This window comes from Pauljensenia sp. 20925_1_27 (genome assembly GCF_041432835.1).
Classification (GTDB): Bacteria; Actinomycetota; Actinomycetes; order Actinomycetales; family Actinomycetaceae; genus Pauljensenia.
Genome location: NZ_JAPWAH010000006.1, coordinates 67,770 through 85,233 on the forward strand (window position 1 = coordinate 67,770; position 17,464 = coordinate 85,233).

13 protein-coding genes and 1 pseudogene are annotated in these 17,464 nt (G+C 64.7%); 12 read left to right on the forward strand and 2 right to left on the reverse strand.

Annotated features, from left to right (window positions below; genetic code table 11):
- Positions 1-89 precede the first annotated feature (89 nt).
- The 5 genes from dhaK to smc are packed head-to-tail and all read left to right on the forward strand — an operon-like array spanning position 90 to position 6,582.
- Positions 90-1,082 (forward strand): dihydroxyacetone kinase subunit DhaK, encoded by a 993-nt coding sequence (dhaK, locus tag O3684_RS05250; RefSeq protein ID WP_500065478.1) that lies wholly within the window; start codon positions 90-92, stop codon positions 1,080-1,082.
- A gap of 28 nt (positions 1,083-1,110) precedes the next feature.
- Positions 1,111-1,752 (forward strand): dihydroxyacetone kinase subunit DhaL, encoded by a 642-nt coding sequence (gene dhaL, locus O3684_RS05255; protein WP_500065479.1) that lies wholly within the window; start codon positions 1,111-1,113, stop codon positions 1,750-1,752.
- Positions 1,749-2,507 (forward strand): dihydroxyacetone kinase phosphoryl donor subunit DhaM, encoded by a 759-nt coding sequence (gene dhaM / locus O3684_RS05260; RefSeq protein WP_500065481.1) that lies wholly within the window; start codon positions 1,749-1,751, stop codon positions 2,505-2,507. Before dhaL ends, dhaM begins: the two co-directional genes overlap by 4 nt.
- The gene (gene ndk / locus O3684_RS05265) at positions 2,504-2,974 is read left to right on the forward strand and encodes a nucleoside-diphosphate kinase (RefSeq protein ID WP_500062687.1); all 471 of its coding nucleotides are present in this window, start codon (positions 2,504-2,506) and stop codon (positions 2,972-2,974) included. Before dhaM ends, ndk begins: the two co-directional genes overlap by 4 nt.
- A gap of 20 nt (positions 2,975-2,994) precedes the next feature.
- Positions 2,995-6,582 carry a chromosome segregation protein SMC gene (smc, locus tag O3684_RS05270; protein WP_500065482.1) on the forward strand — a complete coding sequence of 1,196 codons (3,588 nt, stop codon included), beginning with the start codon at positions 2,995-2,997 and terminating at the stop codon, positions 6,580-6,582.
- A gap of 181 nt (positions 6,583-6,763) precedes the next feature.
- Here smc and O3684_RS05275 read toward each other — a convergent pair whose 3' ends face one another.
- A complete protein-coding gene (locus O3684_RS05275; protein WP_500065483.1) occupies positions 6,764-7,672 on the reverse strand; it encodes a hypothetical protein in 909 nt (302 codons plus the stop codon).
- Positions 7,673-7,871: 199 nt separating this feature from the next.
- Here O3684_RS05275 and O3684_RS05280 point away from each other — a divergent pair.
- A pseudogene (locus O3684_RS05280) lies at positions 7,872-9,170 on the forward strand (ISL3 family transposase); the annotation flags it as partial.
- 463 nt (positions 9,171-9,633) lie between these two features.
- The gene (locus O3684_RS05285; protein WP_500065484.1) at positions 9,634-9,921 is read left to right on the forward strand and encodes a ribbon-helix-helix domain-containing protein; all 288 of its coding nucleotides are present in this window, start codon (positions 9,634-9,636) and stop codon (positions 9,919-9,921) included.
- A 149-nt stretch (positions 9,922-10,070) separates the two neighbouring features.
- Here the strand turns inward: O3684_RS05285 and O3684_RS05290 are convergent, their stop codons facing one another.
- Positions 10,071-10,286: a DUF7455 domain-containing protein gene (locus O3684_RS05290; protein ID WP_500065485.1), complete on the reverse strand. Its 216-nt coding sequence runs from the start codon at positions 10,284-10,286 to the stop codon at positions 10,071-10,073.
- A gap of 236 nt (positions 10,287-10,522) precedes the next feature.
- Between O3684_RS05290 and O3684_RS05295 the strand changes: the two genes are divergently transcribed.
- From O3684_RS05295 to O3684_RS05315, 5 genes are all read left to right on the forward strand, one after another.
- A complete protein-coding gene (locus O3684_RS05295; protein WP_500065487.1) occupies positions 10,523-12,643 on the forward strand; it encodes a DNA gyrase/topoisomerase IV subunit B in 2,121 nt (706 codons plus the stop codon).
- A gap of 186 nt (positions 12,644-12,829) precedes the next feature.
- Complete coding sequence (locus O3684_RS05300; RefSeq protein WP_500065512.1) at positions 12,830-13,768, forward strand: GNAT family N-acetyltransferase; 939 nt, start codon at positions 12,830-12,832, stop codon at positions 13,766-13,768.
- Between the two features lie 18 nt (positions 13,769-13,786).
- Positions 13,787-14,809, forward strand: a complete 1,023-nt coding sequence (locus O3684_RS05305) for a GNAT family N-acetyltransferase (protein WP_500065488.1) — start codon at positions 13,787-13,789, stop codon at positions 14,807-14,809.
- A 219-nt stretch (positions 14,810-15,028) separates the two neighbouring features.
- Positions 15,029-16,495: a sugar porter family MFS transporter gene (locus O3684_RS05310; protein ID WP_500065489.1), complete on the forward strand. Its 1,467-nt coding sequence runs from the start codon at positions 15,029-15,031 to the stop codon at positions 16,493-16,495.
- Positions 16,488-17,438: a PfkB family carbohydrate kinase gene (locus tag O3684_RS05315; protein WP_500065490.1), complete on the forward strand. Its 951-nt coding sequence runs from the start codon at positions 16,488-16,490 to the stop codon at positions 17,436-17,438. The genes O3684_RS05310 and O3684_RS05315 overlap by 8 nt, the downstream gene beginning before the upstream one ends.
- Positions 17,439-17,464: the final 26 nt, after the last annotated feature.

Sequence of the window (17,464 nt, forward strand, 5' to 3'; positions counted from 1 at the left end):
GGCGGCCGCCACGGTTGGGAAATCGTGCTCGATGGTGGCACGATTGATCATGCGTACAAGTACAGATGAGCAATGTGCAAGGAGGCATCATGAAGAAGCTCGTCAATGACGTCCACGCCGTCGTCCGCGAAACCCTCGAAGGTTTCGCCCTCGCCCACCCTGACCTCGTCGATGTCCACTATTCGCCGGATTTCGTGACCCGGCGCGCCCCCAAGGCTGAGGGCAAGGTCGGCCTCGTCTCCGGTGGCGGATCCGGACACGAGCCCCTGCACGCGGGCTTCGTCGGCGAAGGCATGCTGGATGCGGCCGTGCCCGGCGCGGTCTTCACATCGCCCACTCCAGACCCGATCCTGGAGGCCACCAAAGCCGCCGACCACGGCGCGGGCGTCCTGCACATCGTCAAGAACTACACGGGCGACGTCCTCAACTTCGAGACCGCCGCCGAGCTGGCCGACATGGAGGACATCACGGTCGCTACCGTCGTCGTCAACGATGATGTGGCCGTCGAGGACTCCCTCTACACCGCGGGGCGCCGTGGTGTCGCCGGCACGATTTTCGTCGAGAAGATCGCGGGCGCCGCCGCCGAGCGTGGCGACTCCCTGGAGGAAGTTACTCGGATTGCGGCCAAGGTCAACGACCAGACCCGCTCCATGGGCCTGGCCCTGGGGCCCTGCACTGTGCCCCACGCTGGCAAGCCTTCCTTCGACCTGGGCGAGGATGAGATTGAGCTGGGCATCGGCATCCACGGCGAGCCCGGATACCGCCGCGGCTCTATGGAGACCGCTGATGCTCTCATCGCCGAGCTCTACGAGCGCGTGCGCGGCGACCTCGGGCTGAGCGAGGGTGAGCGCGTCGTCGCCCTCGTTAACGGCATGGGTGGCACCCCGATCTCTGAGCTCTACATCTGCTTCCGGGCACTGGCCGCCCTCCTGAAGAAAGACGGCATCGAGATCGCCCGCCAGATGGTCGGCAACTACGTCACCAGCCTGGAGATGCCCGGTGTCTCCGTGACCCTCATGCGCGCCGACGACGAGCTCCTCGAGCTCTTCGACGCACCCGTGAACACGGTCGCCTGGAAGTAAGCAACGAGGCAGGATAAGGAGAATCACGATGAGCCTAGATGCAGCGTGGGCACAGCGGTGGATCGAGCTGGCAGCGGCAGATATCGCCGAGCAGCGCGACTACCTGGTGGACCTGGACCGAGCGATCGGAGACGGCGACCACGGCGAAAACATGGACCGCGGGTTCAAGGCCGCGCTCGAGGCCCTGGGTCAGGCCCAGCCCGCCAGCGTCGCCGAGGTCCTCAAGACCGTCGCCAAGACCCTCATGTCCACGGTCGGCGGCGCCGCCGGACCCCTGTACGGGACCGCGTTCCTGCGCGCATCGAAGGCCGCCGGTGACGGTGACCTCGACGGCGCGGGCGCTGCCGCGGTGATCGCGGGCGCGCTCGAAGGCATCCAAGCGCGCGGCAAGGCCACCACGGGCGAAAAGACCATGGTGGACGCGTGGACACCCGCGCTCGAGGCAGCCCGCGCAGCCGCTGAATCCGGTAGCGACGCGGCCGCCGTCTTCGAGGCAGCCGCCACCGCCGCCGAGGCCGGCGCAGCCTCCACCGAGCCGATGCGGGCCACGAAGGGACGCGCCTCCTACCTGGGAGAACGCTCCATCGGCCACCTTGACCCGGGTGCCGTCTCCACGTCGCTGATTCTGCGAGCCGCCGCGCGCGCAGCGGGCGAGGCTGACGCAGCATGAGCGTGCGCGTCTCTTATGTGATCGTCTCTCACTCTGCCTCCCTGGCCGTCGGCGTGTGCGAGCTCGCCGCCCAGATGGCCCCCGACGTGCACTTCGAGGCTGCCGGAGGCACGGACGACGGCCGCATCGGCACCTCCTACGACCGCGTGGAAGCGGCCCTCGAGGCAGCCCTTCAGGCCGTGGACGGGGACGGCAGCGGCGTCATCGTTCTCACCGACCTCGGCTCGGCCACGATGACCGTCGAATCCGTCATCGACATGAGCGACGAGCCCGAACGCATCCGCTTCGTCGATACCTGCCTCGTCGAAGGGGCCGTCGCGTCCTCCGTGCGCGCGCAGCTCGGCGAAGACCTTGACCAGGTCGCCGATGTCGCAGCTGCCCTGGCCCCCCGCGTGGACGACGTACCCGCCCAGGAGGCACCCAGCCCCGCTCCCGCGAAGCACAGCGGGGGAGCGGGAGGGGCCCCGGCCTCGTCGACGTGGGCGCAAGGGGATGCGGTCGTCGCGGATCCCGTCGGCCTGCACGCACGCCCGGCCGCCGCCTTCGTGCGCCTGGCGGGCACATTCGACGCCGAAGTTACCGTGAACGGGGCGGACGGCGGTTCGGTCCTCGAGCTCATGGCGCTCGGCATCACCCAAGGTCAGAGCGTCCACATCGAAGCCAATGGGGCCGATGCCACAGCCGCGGTGGCAGCACTGACCGATATGCTTGAAAGCGCAACACCGCAAACGCCAGAATCAAAGGAGACAACGTGAGCGCTAAGAGTGTTCTGCTGGAGCCCCAGCACCTTCTCGACCCCACCCTCGAGCACACCCTCATCGTCGTCAAGCCCGACGGCTACGCCCGCGGTCTGACCGGTGAGATCCTGCGCCGCATCGAGGCCAAGGGCTACACGATCAAGGGCCTCAAGCTCATGGTCGCCTCCCGCGAACTGCTTGCCGAGCACTACGCCGACCACAAGGACAAGCCCTTCTTCGAGGGCCTCCTGGAGTTCATGAACTCGGGCCCGGTCGTCGCCATGATCGTCGAAGGCCAGCGCGTCGTCGAGGGCATGCGCGTCCTCATGGGCTCGACCGACCCGACGACGGCACCGGCGGGCACGATCCGTGGTGACCTCGGTCGCGCGTGGAACAGCCCCCACATGGAGAACCTGGTTCACGGTTCGGACTCTGTGGAGAACGCAACGCGCGAAATCTCCCTGTGGTTCCCGGAGATTTACTGAGTCACGGCTAACCTGCAAGGGTGTACCTCAAAAACCTGACGCTGCGGGGCTTTAAGTCCTTCGCCAGTGCGACCACGCTCGCCCTCCAACCGGGCATTACGTGCGTCGTGGGCCCCAACGGGTCGGGTAAATCGAACGTCGTCGACGCGCTCGCCTGGGTCATGGGCGAGCAGGGTGCCCGCGCGCTGCGCGGAGGGCAAATGGCGGACGTGATTTTCGCGGGGACATCTGGGCGCGCGGCGTTGGGGCGCGCCCAGGTGGACCTGACGATTGACAACACCGACGGGCTGCTCGATATTGAGTATTCCGAGGTGACGATCAGCCGCACCCTGTTTCGCGGGGGCGGCTCCGAATACTCCATTAACGGCACTCCCGCGAGGCTGCTGGATGTCCAAGAGCTCCTGTCTGACACGGGCATGGGCCGTCAGATGCACGTCATCGTCGGCCAGGGGCAGCTCGACGCGATTCTGTCCTCGACGCCCGAGGAGCGTCGCGGCTTCATCGAGGAGGCCGCGGGCGTCCTCAAGCATCGGTGCCGCAAGGAGCGCGCGCTGAAAAAGCTGGCCGACATGGACGCGAACCTCGTGCGCGTCCTGGACCTGACGAACGAGATCCACCGCCAGCTGGGTCCTCTCGCACGCCAGGCGCGCATCGCGCGGCGTGCGTCCCTCATTCAGGCGCGCGTGCGCGACGCGAAGGCCCGCCTGCTCGCTGATGACCTGGCCTCTGCGCTGTCGAAGCTGTCCGTGCTCGAGGCCTCGGACGAGTCGGCCGCGGCGCGCCGCGCGTCGCTTGAGGAACAGATCGTTGCCTCGCGTGCTGAGCTTGCGCGCCTGGAGGACGCAGAGCGTGCGTCCTCTCCCGCGCTCGATCAGGCATCCTCCGACTGGCAGGCGCTGACCACGATCACCGAGCGCCTGCGCGGTACTCTCATGGCCGCGACTCAGAAGGTTGCGTTGCGCGCGACCCCCGAGCTGCCCCCGGGCGGCGAGGATCCCGACGTGCTCGACGAGCGCGCCCGCGTCGCTGGCGCCGAGGATGCGGCCCTGGCCGGCCAGGTCGAGGCCGCGCGCTCTGCCCTGACGTCCGCGACGCGTGCACGCGAGGCGGCGGAGGATGCTGACGATTCCGCCTCCCGCGAGCTCGCCCGCGTCAACCGCGTCATCGCCGATCATCGTGAGAAGGTCGCGCGACTGACGGGCGACGCCTCCACGGCGGCCTCTCGCCTGGAGGCTGCGATCGCCGAGGCCGACCGCGCGCGGGGCGCTTACCGGGCCGCTCAGGAGCGTGCCGAGGCCGCGGAGAAGGCTGTGCCCGCGTCGTCGGTGGGGTCCGTTGGTGTGGGCGCTTCTATTTCCGAGGCCTCCTCGTCCGAGGACGAAACCGGCGGGGGAGCGGCCCGCGCACACGCCGAGGCCTCCGCCCGCCGCGACGCCGCGCGCGCCCGCGTGGACGAGCTGCTCGGCGTCGAGCGCGAGGCCCGAGCCGACCGTGCGCGTTGGGAGGCCCGCCGCGACGCGCTCGAGCAGCTGCTCGCCCCCGAGGACGGCACCGCCGAGCTGCTGGGACGCCCCGGCGTGCTCGGCCAGATTGCGCCCCTCCTGCACGTCACCCCCGGTTTCGAGGACGCCGTCGCCGCCGCGCTCGCCCCCTTCGCCGACGCCGTGGTCGTCGACTCCCTGGCCCGAGGCCTGGGCGAGCTTGACGCGGCCCGCGCGGCCGGTCGCTCGCTGCGGCTCGTCGTTGCGTCGGGTTCTTCTGCTGATCTTTCTGGCGATTCCGATGACGGGATCGGTGCTGCGCGCGCCGATCTGCCCGAGGGCGCGACGTGGCTGTCCGACGTCGTCACCTGCGAGGGGGCCGCAGCTCCGCTGGCCTCCCTGCTGGACGGGGTCGTCTCGTGCTTCCTTGATGCCGCGGCTGAGGTGTTGCGCGTACCCGGCGTGCGAGCCGTCGTCACGTCAGGTGGCGACGTGCTGCGCTCTTGGTCGGTGGAGGGTGGCCGCCAGGCCTCCTCCGTGCTCTCCGTGCGTGCAGACTACGAGGAGGCCTGCGCGCAGGCCGAGGCCGCTCAGGCCCGCATGGCCGAGGTCTCCGAGCAGCTCAGTGAGGCAAACGCCCACCTGGACCGCTGCATTCGTGAGGCAAACGATGCCCTGAAGGCCCTGCGCGAAGAAGACGCGCAGCGCGCCAAGGAAGCCCAGGAGCTGGCCCGCGCCCAATCCGCCGCGCAGGCCGCCCGCGCCGAGGCCGAGCGCGCACACGACGTGGCACGTCGCGCCGACGAACAGGTCACGTGGGCCCGCGAGCAGGACGTTGCCGCGCGCGCCCGACTCGACGGCGCGGACACCGTCGGCCCGCCCGAATCCCTTGAAGACGCCCAGGCCCGTGCAGACGCCGCCTCCCGCGCCGCGCGCGAGGCCCGCGAGGCCGAAAACGAGGCGCGCCTATCACTGCGTGCCCTCGAAGAGCAATCGCGGCGCGCCGCCTCCCGCGCCCGCTCCCTGCGCCAGGCAGCCGCCGCCGAGCGGGAGGAGCGCGCCCGCTACGCCCGGCGCGAGGCCGCGCGCAAGACGGAGCTGGCCACGGCCTCGGACGTGGAGGCTGCCACCCGCGTCGCCCTCGAGGCCGCCGAGCGAGCCCTGACCCGTGCCGCCGCCGAGCGCGACCGCCTGAGCGAGCGCCGCACCCAGGTCTCGCAGGAGGTCTCGGACGCCCGACACGCCATGGACCGGCTGAGCGCGGAACTGTCGGAGGCCACAGCCTCGGCGCACCAGGGGCAGATAGCCGCCGAGCAGACGCGCCTGCGCGTCGAGGATCTGCAGCGTCGCGCCCTTGAGGAGCTGTCCCTCGTACCCGAGCAGCTGCTCGCCGAGTACGGGCCGGAGACCCTGGTGCCGATGCTGCCGCTCGACCCCGACCAGGTGGAGAAGGCTGCGGCCGCTGAGCCGAGCGCGTACGTGCGCGCCGAGCAGGAGCGGGCACTCGCCAAGGCGCAGAAGGACCTGGAGAAGCTGGGGCGCGTGAACCCGCTGGCGCTCGAGGAGCACGAGGCGCTGGCCTCGCGACACAAGTTCCTGGTGGACCAGGTCCAGGACCTCAAAGCGTCGAAGGCGGATCTGCTGCGCATCGTGCAGGACGTGGATCGCCTGGTGGAGGAGGCCTTCGCGTCGGCGTTCGCCGAGACGCGCGAGCAGTTCGAGCACGTGTTCGGCGTGCTGTTCCCGGGCGGGGTGGGCGACCTGGTGCTCACCGATCCGGATGACATGCTGACGACCGGCATCGAGATCGAGGCTCGGCCCGCGGGCAAGAAGGTGAAGCGCCTGTCGCTGCTGTCGGGCGGTGAGCGTTCCCTGGCCGCGATTGCGTTCCTGGTGGCGATCTTTAAGGCGCGCCCGTCGCCGTTCTACGTCATGGACGAGGTCGAGGCCGCCCTGGATGACATGAACCTGACGCGCCTGCTGGCGATTTTCAAGGAGCTGCAGGAGACCTCGCAGCTGATCGTGATTACGCACCAGAAGCGCACGATGGAGATCGCGGATGCCCTATACGGCGTCACGATGCGCGACGGCGTCACAACGGTGGTCTCCCAGCGTTTGGCGGACTAGGGAACGCCGTCGAGCATCGTTCATATTCTCGGGATATCGATGCAACACCGCAAAGTAGGAAGAGATACTCGAGTCAAGAATTGTAACAAAGGGGTGATTGAACAGCTTCTGGTGAGGTAAGGAGAAGCTGTGTACATAATCGTGCAGCGGCTTGCAGACGTTGATGCGCGTCATACTGTGTTTAGCTGCGCCTCTTGTTACTTGTTTTACTCTGTTTTGTCCTAGGTGGGTGGGTAACTTGTTGCGGTTGATCGTTGATAGACTTGATATTAGTGATGAACATTAGAGCGCAGAATGCCTCAGGGTGCTTTGTTCTGAGAAGATCTAATTTGCTATCGAGTTCTTTTTGAATCTCTGCAATTTGTTTATTGATCCATTCGTCATTCAGGGACTGTTGTTTTGCGAATGTTCGCATCTCTTCAAGAAGCTTGATTCTGCTTTGCAAATTGAGTGAGTCGACGTGTAGTGATGCGGGGTGTTTTCTGCTGAACATTGGAATAGAGCGTTGGATAAGATTCTGCTGCTTGATTCCAATGTTTGAAAGGTAGTCTATGTATATCCGTCGCTCAATTGTAACTTTGTCTGTAAATGATGGTGAATTGAGAATTATTGCGGTTGTGAGTAGTGATGCGATGAAGATTGTAAGCCCGATAATAGAGTTGATATATTGGCCATCGAGTAGAAACAATATTGTGAAGAGGACGATGGTCAATAAGAATATTGTTGATAGGAAGATTGTAATATTTGCGAGGATGTTGCCGTAAGGTGAGTAATGTCTGGCAATCTTTGAATTGATCCAGTTTCGAATTAGTGTCTCGTTCAGTGGTGAATTTATGGGATGTTGTCTTAGTTGCGCTCCGGCTTTATTGTCAGATATTAATTGTCGGACCTCATTATAATCGTTATCGGAATTTCTTCGAATTGTGTTTGAAAGTGTGATGAGAGAAAAGGCTATAGAAATTATTGCACATGCTGCTAGGGTGTAATCAGTGATGCTTGCCTGTTCCATCCGAATCCTCCGTGCTTGCTGAGTAAATTGCGCTTGTGTGATTTTAGCTTTTCCTGTAGGTAATTCCGTCAGTTTGCTCAATGTTATTCTAAGGTTTGAGCTGTCATGTGTCAATCTAAAATAACCCTGAATTCTAGGGGTTGTATGCTGATTGTAATGCGGCTCTTCATAATTGAAGAGTGTAGGTGTTGTGGGCTGGGTTGGGCGTGTCGTGGCCGGGTAGGGGTCGAGGTCTTCCGATGATGGGGGTTCCTACACCGTTCATCTGAAAGACCTCGACATGTCCGATACTACTTTTGATCGCCCTGATTTGAGCGCGTTCACGAGCTTGGATAACCTGGGCCTGGAAGTGGCCGGCTGGCGTGTTGAGTCAGACTGTGCAGTGTTGGCGTGGTGAATTGTCGGTGAGGATCGGTGGGGTCGACGCTGCGGGTGCCAGGGTATTTCTCGTGACACGGTGGTGAGGCGCTTGGCGCATGAGCCCTGCGGGTGGCGTCCCACGATCTTGCATGTGAGCGTGCGCCGCTGATGGTGCCCAGAGTGTGCTCATGTGAGGCGTCAAGATATGAGTCAAGCGGCCGATCCGCGTGCCAAGCTCTCGCGTGCGGCGGTGCGCTGGGCGTTGACGGGCGTGGTGGTCCACCATCTGACGGTGGCGCGCGTCGCCCAGGCCCTCGGAGTGTCCGGGAATACCGCTAACACTGCTGCCCTGGCCGAAGGGATGCGCCTGCCGATCAATGATGCAGCTCGGTTTGTAGGCGTGCGTGTCATTGGTGTGGATGAACACGTGTGGTGCCCCACCCCGTGTGGGGACGGGTATGTCACCGTCATCTTGGACGTAACTCCCGTGCGAGACCGTCGCGGTCCCTCCCGGCTCCTGGACATGGTCCCGGGCTGATCCAACCGGGTCTTCAAAACCTGGCTGGCCTCCCAGCCTGACACGTGGCGCGAGCGCATTGAGATCGCCGCGATGGATGGATTCACCGGGTTCAAATACGCAGTCACTGAAGAGCTCTCCGGTGCAAGGGCGGTCATGGAGCCCTTCCATGTTGTACACCTCGCCGGGGATGCTCTCGATGAGTGCTGCAGACGCACCGGGCAAGAACTTCACCATAGGTGCGGGCGTGCCACGGATGCCCTGTACAAGGCCCGCAGAATGTTACACACGCGCTCATGCCCGCTCACGCCACGTCAGCAACACCATCTAGCCGACCTGTTCGCCAGCGATTGCCACGTCGCACTTGAAGTCACCTGGAGCGTCTGCCAGAACATCATCGACGCCTACCGTGATCCCAACAAAGTCAGCGGTAAGGCCCTGATGCAAGCCAAAATAGCCTGTCTTAGTGACGCGGGTGTCCCTAGCTCCCTCACGGAGATTGTCACACTGGGAAGAATGCTCAAACGCCGAGCCGGGGACATCCTGGCCTACTTCGATCATCCCCACGCCAGCATTGGCCCCACCGAAGCTATCAACGGCCGCCTCGAACACCTACGCGGCTCCGGCCTCGGAATCCGAAACCTCATCCGCTACATCGCCCGGGCATTCCTCGAACCCGATGGATTCAAAACTCAACTGCACCGCAATTTTGAAGAGCTTAATTCCTGTGAGTGCCGGACTAGGGGAGAAGCCCTTTCGGGGCGTCGGTCGCCGTTCCTGGCTTTGATCGACCATCGATTGCATCTGCCAGCAGACCTGTGAGGACAGTGTTAGAATTTTGTTAACGAAATTCCTGGCATGGTCGCAGGGGAGGTGAGCCACTGGTGGAACTACCGGTTGTGGTCCATCCGCGCGTGAGTGCGCGACATCCTGAGATCGCCGATGAAGATGCGGTTCACGCCTGGGTGTATGCGGTCGAATGCGCCGAACGTGTGGACTCGCCGTACTCGCCTGTGTACGCAGCTCTGGGATACGACAGGAACGGGAGGCTGCTCGAACTCCTTGCTGCGTGTCAGGAAGACGGAAGCATCCTCATCTATCACGCGATGACTCCGCCTTCAAAGAAAATGATGACAGAAATATTTGGAACTGAGAGGAGAGGGCAATGAGCAAGAAACCAGAAGGAACCTACCGTCTCGCGGGAGGAATGACGGTCACCGACGCCGATCTTGAAGCCGATGCTCAGCGCTTCGAAGCGGGCGAATGTGACGGAGCGTGGAAGGTTCTGCCGGGGCGTCCGCAGCTTTTCGGTGAGGACACGATGCCGGTCGGTACGCGCCTGCCCGAATCCTTAGTCCGCGAGCTCGACGAGGCAGCAGGGGAACTCGGACAAACCCGCAGTGAGCTTGTTCGTCGTTTCATTTCTGACGGGCTGCTGGCGCTGAAGGCATAAGGTCATGGGAGGGTGTCCGCCACCGCTTGGCTACAGGTGTCTCTTGTTCTAGTGGTTTTGCTTGGCCTCTACGAAACGCGGGCGGGGACCCCGTCGGTCCCCGCCCGCGCCTGCAAGCCGTGCGTCCCGCCGCTGCGGGAGGCTCGCTATCAGTCGTTCATGAAATGACGCTCGTCCAGGATCTGTGCGCCGGTGCCCACCAGCGAGGGCAGGTGCTCGTTTGCGTGGTGGCCGCAGAAGTAGAGCTGGCCACCCGACGGCATCGTCGCACGAACCCAGGCGCGAGCGCCGCAGGCGTCGCAACGATTCGCCGCGGTCAGCTGCGGCTCGTCCAGTACGGGGCGTTCAAGAGTCTGTGCGTTCATGCTTCCATCACACACCATCGTCCCGCCCCGCGCACCCCTGTTCACCCGGGGCGCAATCGAGAGCCCGCATGCCGACACGATGAAACGGGGGAGCGCACACCCTCCCGAAGCAACCGCCAACACGCCCCGAAACGCCACCCACCAGCGCGACCTGGCCCCGGCCTCGTCAATCGTGGAAAGCATCCCAGAACCCGCGCCACGCGCACCGGTGGCCCCAAACGAGCATGGCTCCACCTATGATGCACCTCGTGACTCCTACCGACGCATCCGACTACAACGCACGGCACCTCTCGGTCCTCGAGGGGCTCGAGGCCGTGCGCAAGCGCCCCGGCATGTACATCGGCTCCACCGACCACCGGGGCCTCATGCACTGCCTCTGGGAGATCATCGACAACGCGGTAGACGAGGCCCTGGAAGGCCACTGCGACACGATCGACGTGCGCCTGCACCCCGACCACTCCGCGTCCGTCGCCGACAACGGCCGAGGCATCCCCGTCGACATCGTGCCCGGCCAGGGCCTGACGGGCGTCGAGGTTGTCTACACCAAGCTCCACGCCGGCGGTAAGTTCGGCGGCGGCTCCTACGCGGCCTCGGGCGGCCTTCACGGCGTCGGCGCCTCCGTCGTGAACGCACTGTCGGCCCGCCTCGACGTGCAGGTTGACCGCGGCGGCAAGACCCACGAGATGTGCTTCCGCCGCGGCGAACCCGGGCAGTTCGACGACTCGAAGCAGCGCACGCCCAACTCGCCTTTCATGCCCTTCGTGGATGGCTCCACCCTCAAGACCGTCGGCAAGGTGAAGAAGTCGCAGACCGGCACGCGCGTGCGCTTCTGGGCGGACTTCCAGATCTTCCCGTCGACCGAGGGCTTCTCGTGGGAGAATCTGCTGGCGCGCGCCCGCCAGACCGCCTTCCTCGTGCCCGGCCTGACCATCAACTGCTACGACGAGCGCGGCGAAGAGGAGCTCCACGAGAGCTTCCGCTTCGATGGCGGCGTCGTCGACTTCGCGAACTGGCTGGCCTCCGACGGTCCCGTCACCGACACGTGGCACATCACGGGTGAGGGCACCTACAACGAGACGGTGCAGGCGCTGGACTCCGAGACCGGGCACCTGCGCGCCACCGAGGTCGAGCGCACCTGCGAGGTCGACATCGCGCTGCGCTGGGGCATCGGCTACGACACGACCGTCCAGTCTTTCGTCAACATCATCGCCACCCCCAAGGGCGGCACCCACGTCACCGGCTTCGAGCAGGCTGTCCTCAAGACGCTGCGCGCCGCAATCGATAAGAACGCGCGCAAGCTCAAGGTCGGAGCGAAGGATGGCCGCCCGGAGAAGGACGACGTGCAGGCCGGCATGACCGCCGTCATCACCGTGCGCTTCCCCGAGCCTCAGTTCGAGGGGCAGACCAAGGAAACACTGGGCACGCCCCAGATCCGTACGGTCGTCAACCGCGTCGTCTCCGACTGGCTCAAAGCCAAGTTCGCCTCCTCCAAGCGCGATGACAAGCAGCAGACCTCCCTCCTCATGGAGAAGGTCGTCGGCGAGATGAAGGCCCGCGTTTCCGCCCGTATCCACAAGGAAATCTCGCGCAAGAAGAACGCGCTCGAAACATCCTCGCTGCCCGCCAAGCTCGCGGACTGCCGACTCGAGGACGTCGAGGAGACCGAGCTCTTCATCGTCGAGGGCGACTCCGCCCTGGGCACGGCCAAGGCCGCGCGCAACTCCCACTACCAGGCCCTCTTCCCGATTCGAGGCAAGATCCTCAACGTGCAGAAGGCCTCGACCGCGGACATGCTGGCCAACGCCGAGTGCGCCAACATCATCCAGGTGATCGGCGCGGGCTCGGGTCGCACTTTCGACCTGTCTCAGGCGAGGTACGGCAAGGTCATCCTCATGACCGATGCCGACGTGGATGGCGCGCACATCCGCACCCTGCTGCTGACCTTGTTCTTCCGCTACATGCGGCCCATGGTCGAGGCCGGCCGCATCTACGCTGCCGTCCCGCCCCTGCATCGCATCGAGGTCGCGGGCAAGGGACGCAAGAAGCGCGAGTACATCTACACCTACTCCGAGGACGAGCTGCACCGTAAGCTCGCCGCCCTGCGTCGTTCTGGCCGCACGTGGAAGGAACCCATCCAGCGATACAAGGGCCTGGGCGAGATGGATGCCGACCAGCTGGCTGAGACCACGATGGATCGGGCCCACCGCTCGCTGCGCCGTATCACGCTGGCGGATGAGGAAGCCCTGCGCCAGGCCGAGGACGTGTTCGAGCTGCTCATGGGCTCGACGGTGGGCCCGCGCAAGGAGTTCATCGTCGAGGAGTCGGCGGGACTGGATCGTACGCGCATTGACGCGTGATTTTGAGCGGAAAACGCTGATTCGTTGCACAAACGTTCAGGACTCTTGGCCATATGTCTGGTTCCAGTGTGACTAAAGGCCCTATCAGCCGGTAGGATGTTGGCCATGACAGGACTTGCGCAGCGACTCACGCCGCCCGGGTCCGTCCCGTACCCGGGCAATCACCTCGGGTTGCGATGGCGGCCCATGATCGGCCGTGACGCGCCCGCCGTGTATGCACTCATCTCCCTGATCGAAGACGACGATAACGCCATCCGGCGCACGTCAGTCGACGATATCGCGGACATGATGGAGGGCGAGAACGGACGCGACTGGGTCGACACCATCGTCGGCCTCGACGCGAAGCGAAACATTTGCGCGGTGGCATCCGTGCGCGTGCTGCGCGGTATCCATGAGGCTGCAACCGCCATCGTGAGCGCTTACATTCACCCGCACTGGCGTGGCCGAGGCGTGGGCAGAGCCCTGCTGTACTGGCAGGATGGGCGCGCTCGCCAGATGCTCGTCGAGGCATTCGGTGCCGAGTCTGAGGTCCCGGTGTCCATCTCGAACCTCGTCGACGCGCACATGACCGACCGTCGCCGCCTCTACATTGCGGCCGGTTTCTTTGCCAAGCGCACGTACCAGGTCATGTACCGTGACCTTGCTGGCGGCGAGGTTGCCCCGCATCCGCGCCACGGCTACCGCGTCCTGCCGTGGACCCAGGTTCCGCAGGAGCAGGTTCGTGCCATCCATATGGAGGCTTTCCAGCAGTCGTTCCGTTCCCCGCTGCGTGCCCTGTGGTGGGATGACGCGATGAATCACTTTGATCCGCGGTGGTCTTTCGTCGCTGTCGATTCCGAGGGTGACGTGGTCGGCTATGCGATGACGGGGCGCCCCGCGCAGCGCTGGGTGGCCACAGGTCGGCCCGAGGCATACATCTACCTGCTGGGCGTCGCCGAAGCTCACCGTGGCCGTTCCGTGGCGACGGCTCTCGTGGGGCACACGGTCGCGGCAGCGTCGGCCTCGGGAGTGAGCCGGATCGGCCTGGATGTCGATATGTCGAGTCCCGACGGCGCGCATAATATCTATGAACACCTTGGCTTCGTTGATGAAGCCGCCGAGGTTTATTACACGATCGACCAGTAGAGACGGAAGGAGGCGAGCATGAGCATTCCTCTCGCGCAGCGAGCGAATGCCCCCGAGTTCGTCCCCTTCCCGGGCGAACATCATGGGATCGAATGGGAGGAGCTGACGCCTGCCCACCACGGTGGCCTGTCCGCCCTTTTCGCCCGTATGGAGGCCCGCGATAACCCGCCGTATCGCACCAGCCCGGACGAGGTCGAGGAAATGCTCTCGGGTGCTTCGCAGTGGCGAGGCCTCGTCGGGATTGCCCGCAAGGGCATCGCGGCGGGTCGCATCGTCGCCTTTGCTCAGGTGGTCCTGCGTTTCCCTGGGCGAGTGGAGTGCGTGTGCGTCGGGGGAGTGGACCCCGACTTTCGGCGCATCGGCCTCGGCAATGCGATCGTCGACTGGCAGGAGGGTACTGCCCGCCAGATGCTGGCCGAGGTTGAGGGTGATGCTCCCGCCCAGATCACCTGTCACGTCGAGACCGGCCAGGATGACCTCGAGGTGCAGCTGAAAGTCCATGGCTTCCGTTGGACGCGCACCTACTACGAACTGCGCGCTTCGCTCGAGGGACTGCCGCAGCTGCCTGGCCTGGGCTCGTACATGAGCATCGAGGCCTGGGGCCCCCAGTGGGAGGAACCTGCCCTGCGTGCGGCGAACCGCCTCAACGAGTCCGAGTGGGGTCGGCCCCCGCTCACTCAGGAGCAGTGGATGCAGGGGCGCACGGCCTTCGCTCCCGAATGGTCGTTCGTCGCCGTCGACCGCACGGGGGATCGCCCCCGCGTCGCCGGCTTCCTGCTGGCATCGTGTTACGAGCAGGATTGGGCGGCTCTGGGCTGGCGCGAGGGGTACATCGACCAGCTGGGCGTCCTGTCCCAGTGGCGCGACAGTCGCGTCGCGGACGCACTGATCCTGGCGTCGATGTGGGCGCAGAAGCGCGACGGCATGGATCGCGCGGGCACGGGCGTGGGCTCCGCGAATCACACGGGCGCGCTCGCCATCTACGACTACCTGGGCTTCCGTACGGTGGGCCAGACGAGGCTGTACGCAATCGAGATCTGACTGTCGTTTCGCATAGTGGATGTTTCCGCGCATTCCCTTGTGTTATCATCGTTACTTTTTCTTTGTCGGTGGGCGCTGTTCTTCCTTTTTCTTTTCAGTTTTCACGTAACCGCTCCCTAGGTCCTAATCGTCTGACCAATTAAATTCTTAGGCTCACTGCGGAGGACCGCGAGCGTCCTCGTCGCCACGCGCGCCCCATCTCCACAGTGCGGAGCCAGCATGACTACGAAGTCGTCAGCACCAACCAAGTCCATTCCGCCTCTGGTCATTCGAAGCGCCATCGTTGCCTCCCTCGGCGGCCTGCTCTTCGGCTTTGACACAGCGGTCATTTCCGGCGCGGAAGAAAAGCTCACCAAGCTCTACGCGCTCTCCTCCATGGGGGAGGGCATGATCGTTGCCATCGCAACCATCGGCACGATCTGCGGTGCCATCGTCGCCGGTAAACTCGCCGACCGCTTTGGCCGTAAACCCATCCTCTTCTGGATCGGCATTCTCTTCGGCGTGGGTGCGCTGGCCACTGCCCTGGCGCCTGTGCCTACCCTGGTGACAGCTGCTGACGGCACGGTCTCGGCCTCGTCCGCCTTCCCGATCACCTTCTTCATGGTGTTCCGCTTCCTGGGCGGCGTCGGCGTCGGCCTGTCCTCCGTGGTCGCTCCCATTTACACCGCCGAAATCGCCCCCGCCCGCGTGCGCGGACGCCTGGTCGGCCTGGTCCAGTTCAACATCGTCTTCGGTATCCTCCTGGCCTACGCCTCCAACGCGGTCATCCGCGAAATTGCGCACGAAGACACCGCGTGGCGCTGGATGCTCGGCGTCATGGCCGTGCCCGCCGTCTTCTTCCTGATCTTCCTGGCCACCGTCCCCGAGACGCCGCGTTGGTTGCTCGCCCACGGGCACGAGGAACGCGCCGTGAAGATTTCCGAGCGCCTCACCTCCACGCAGGAAGAAAGCAGCGAGCAGATCGCCGAGATGAAGGCGCAGATCGCCGAGGACGCCGCAGGTGGCAAGGTTGCCTTCTTCACGCGACGCTACCGCAAGGTCATCCTCATGGCCTTCTGCATCGCGATGTTCAACCAGCTCTCCGGCATCAACGCGATCCTCTACTACGCCCCCAAGGTCATGAAGCTCGCCGGCGGCGCCGCCGTCCTGGGTGACGCCTTCCCCTACATCGGCTCTGTCATCGTCGGCCTCATGAACCTGATCGCCACCATGGCCGCCCTGACCGTCATCGACAAGCTCGGCCGCCGCCAGCTCATGATCGTCGGCTCGATCGGATACCTGATCTCCCTCGGCTTCCTCGCCGGCATGATGTTCGCATACGAGGGCGGCGTCTTCCAGGAAGGCAGCGCCGCACCCGTCTGGCTCATCCTCCTCGGCCTGCTCGGCTTCATCGCCTCCCACGCGTTTGGCCAGGGATCGGTCATCTGGGTCTTCATCTCCGAGATCTTCCCGAACCGCGTGCGCGCGCGTGGCCAGTCGCTGGGCTCGCTCACGCACTGGGTGTTCGCCTTCATCACCACGTACGCCTTCCCGGTCCTCACGGATAAGCTCGGCGGCGGCTTCGCGTTCGGTATCTTCTTCCTCGCGATGGTCGGTCAGCTATTCTGGGTCCTGAAGGTGATGCCCGAAACCAAGGGCATTCCGCTCGAAGAAATGGAAGAGAAACTGGGGTTGACGAATGACTAGAATCGTGAACATCGGGGAAGCTCTCATCGATGAGATCACCCGCCCAAACAGTGAACCCGTCGAAGTTGTCGGGGGATCGATGCTCAACGTCGCAGCCGGCCTCACCCGGCTGGGTCACGAGTCCGAGCTGGCGACCTGGTTCGCCCGTGACGCTCGCGGCGACAAGGTGCGCGCCCATGCCGAGGACGCCGGTGTCACCCTGACGCCCGGCAGCGACGGCGCCGAGTTCACGACGGTCGCCCACGCGGCCGTCGACGAGAAGGGGCACGCCACCTACGAGTTCGACCTGACGTGGGACGTTCCTGCCGTCGAGGATCCCGACACTGTCGGACACGTGCACACCGGCTCCTACGTGGTCGTCGTCGAGCCGGGCGCCGACAAGGTCCTGGCCGCCGTCAAGCGCCAGGCCATCCGCGGCACCGTGTCCTACGACCCGAACATCCGTCCCGCGCTGCTGGGAACCCCCGACGAGGCTCGCCCGCACGTCGAGTCGATCGTGGCCCTCGCTGACGTCGTCAAGGCATCCGACGAAGACCTGAAGTGGTTGTACCCGGATCGTCCCATCGAGGACGTTCTGCACGAGTGGCTGCAGTCGGGCCCCTCCCTGATCCTGTGCACGCGCGGTCCCTGGGGCGTCTACATTTTGGCCGCCGCCGAGCGCGACATGCTCGTCGTCGACCCCCTCGACGTGGAGCTCGTGGACACGGTGGGTGCGGGCGACTCGCTCATGGCCGGCCTGATCTCCGGCCTGGTGGATGCGGGTCTGCTGGGCTCGGCCGAGGCGAAGCAGCGCCTGCGCGAGGCCTCGTGGGATCAGATCCTGCCCGCCATCCACCGCGGCATCATCACCTCGGGCATCACGATCCTCTACCAGGGCGCCTACTCGCCCACGCGCGAGGAAGTCAACGAGATCCTGGCAGCAGACAAGACGCTGCGAGGCTGACGGGGGAGCGATCCTCAACTGATGAG